The sequence below is a fragment of the Campylobacter concisus genome (assembly GCF_002913745.1).
Classification (GTDB): Bacteria; Campylobacterota; Campylobacteria; order Campylobacterales; family Campylobacteraceae; genus Campylobacter_A; species Campylobacter_A concisus_R.
The window spans coordinates 1-1516 of sequence record NZ_PPCG01000022.1 but is presented as its reverse complement, the minus strand read 5'-3'; the positions used below and the strand labels follow the sequence as shown (position 1 = coordinate 1516).

Sequence of the window (1516 nt, the reverse complement as noted above, 5' to 3'; positions counted from 1 at the left end):
TTCATTGCTCTTAAATCTGCAGAAGATAAGCAGCCAAAACTATTCGCATAATCGCTTCCTTAAAACTGGCATTTTTTTAATAATTTGACAAGTGTCCCCTTTTTAAGGGGTCAAGGGGATATCCCCTTGCGAGTTTCAAGGTATTACCTTGAGTATGCTCGCCTAGAATAAAAACATACTTTTTAACAATAATTTTGTCGGACATTTTCGGCGTTAAAGCCTATCCTGCAATCAATAAAAAAAAGCTGGGGTATGGGGTTATAACCCCATAAGTGTGGCACATTAGGGGCGAAGCTCCGCCCTAAGTGATATAATTTTAGAGTAGTCTTTAACAAAAGAAGCCCAGATCTGCAGGGCGTCCGCCCTGCAAACTGGGCGTTCTTGTCAAATTAATAAAAAACTCTTAGTTTTAAGGTTTTGCACTAATAGCGCTAAATCTTATAATGTAACTCTAAACTTAAATAATTATAAAAATAAGCTAATTTTTATTTTAAATTGGGGGGTTACTACGACACCCCCCAATGGGTGCTTTGTGCTTTGTGCCATAAGTTTTATTTAAGTTTTCTTGTATTACAATTCAAGTATCAAAAAAAAAGAGAACCCGAAACACCTTTTTAAAATCTGGTTCTCTTTATTCCCGTTTGGAGGTTAAATTATGTCACAAGACAATAAAAATGTCAAAAAGAGAAACTGGGCTTTTGTTGCATATCCTGAGAGTATGCCAACCAACTGGCTTGAAATATTACAAGAAACAGGCGCACCGATTGCTATTTCACCGCTACACGATAAAGATTTGAATGCTGATGAACACGAGAAAAAGGCACATTATCACTTTATAATTTGTTATGGTGGTCCAACGTCTTTTAATGTTGTTAAACGTCTAACTGATAAATTAAACGCACCTATTCCGATAGCTTTAGAGCAAATAAGGGGCTATTATCGTTATTTTACGCACAAGGACAACCCAGAGAAGCACCAGTATGATGAAAGCGAAATAAAGTGCCTTAACGGCTTTAAAATTAGTGATTATGTTGAACTTACAAGAAGCGAAGTATCAAAAATCAAAAAAGAGATTAGAGATATTATTCGCGGTAATTGTTTATCTGAATATTCCGATTTAATGGACTATCTCGATGCTGAAGGTATTTGGGAGCGAATAGAAGTAGCCGAAAATAATACGATACACTTTGACGCTTTATTGCGATCTATACGACACAAGAAAGGTTAAAAATGGGGTTTCCTAAGAAGCACGAACAAAGCGTAATACGCAGTGTTAGAGTTCCTAAAGTTATGCAAGATTTTTTAAAAGAGTATTTTAAAAATAGAGATGATTTTACTGCTAATGATTTTATAAATTTGCTTATTGAAAATTCCGACGAATACAAGAAATTCATTGCTCTTAAATCTGCAGAAGATAAGCAGCCAAAACTATTCGCATAATCGCTTCCTTAAAACTGGCATTTTTTTAATAATTTGACAAGTGTCCCCTTTTTAAGGGGTCAAGGGGATATCCCCT

General features: G+C 35.4%; 2 protein-coding genes. Both read left to right on the top strand.

The genetic code is table 11. The annotated features are described in order from the left end of the window. Nucleotides 1–655: 655 nt before the first annotated feature. On the top strand, nt 656–1228 hold the full coding sequence (locus tag CYO90_RS02745) for a replication protein (RefSeq protein WP_103578371.1): 573 nt from the start codon (nt 656–658) through the stop codon (nt 1226–1228). A gap of 2 nt (nt 1229–1230) precedes the next feature. Beyond that, on the top strand, nt 1231–1440 hold the full coding sequence (locus tag CYO90_RS02740) for a hypothetical protein (protein WP_103578370.1): 210 nt from the start codon (nt 1231–1233) through the stop codon (nt 1438–1440). Nucleotides 1441–1516: the final 76 nt, after the last annotated feature.

Excerpts from the sequence above, each read along its gene's own strand:
- CYO90_RS02745 (WP_103578371.1), top strand. The coding sequence starts at position 656 with ATGTCACAAGACAATAAAAATGTCAAAAAGAGAAACTGGGCTTTTGTT.
- CYO90_RS02740 (WP_103578370.1), top strand. The coding sequence starts at position 1,231 with ATGGGGTTTCCTAAGAAGCACGAACAAAGCGTAATACGCAGTGTTAGA.